Raw genomic sequence first — 779 nt, 5'->3', positions numbered from 1 at the left:
ATTCTGACATCAGGCTATCCGGGACAGGTTTAAACAGGCTGTCCAGCGGAATATTATATTCATTGAGCGTTCCGACTATAATATAGTATTACAGTCAAACGATATCATTTATTAATAACGCAACGAAATACAAAAAGAGGACTAACTCCAAACTTTTGATAATCATCACGCCCAGCAAATTTTGGCACAGGTTGTGACGATTGCCTGAATATAGTCAAGGCATACTGACGATCTCCGCCAACATACCCCCTTAAAACTTTTTCATTACCTTTAACTGGACCTTGAGGATCATAAACAGGGGAGTGGGAATAATAATCAGTTGAATACCAATCATTACTCCATTCGGCTCCACTTAGCCCCATATCGTATAAACCTAGCGGATTCGGAGGATATTTCCCAATTGGATAAATAGGAAAACCATAACCATCTGTGTATTCATCTAATTTCTTTTGTTCAGGTATATTAGAACCAAGCTCGAAATTTCCATTATTAGTCGCAAAAGGAAGATACTGCCCTCTTGACCTTGCCGCATATTCCCATTGTGCCTCTGTCGGTAAATCAATATTTTTATCGGACTCCTTACCTAGCCACTGACAATAATCTTTTGCCTGTTGCCAGGTCACACCAACAGAGTAATCACCTTTTTGCAAGGATGGGTACTCTTTTACCAGAATATTAATGGGAGGTTTTTTTTATTCCTGTTATCTGCAGATATTTATTATAATCATCGTTGGTAACTTTAAACTTTGATATCGAAAAATCGCTTAATACAACCTTAT

1 pseudogene is annotated in these 779 nt (G+C 37.9%); it reads right to left on the bottom strand.

Features of this window, described 5'->3' with window-relative positions:
* Nucleotides 1-104: 104 nt before the first annotated feature.
* A pseudogene (locus tag HMPREF3142_RS13780) lies at nt 105-779 on the bottom strand (formylglycine-generating enzyme family protein); the annotation flags it as partial.

The organism is Klebsiella sp. HMSC16C06, assembly GCF_001808325.1.
Taxonomy (GTDB): domain Bacteria; phylum Pseudomonadota; class Gammaproteobacteria; order Enterobacterales; family Enterobacteriaceae; genus Klebsiella; species Klebsiella variicola.
This window is presented reverse-complemented; position numbering and strand designations above follow the sequence as displayed.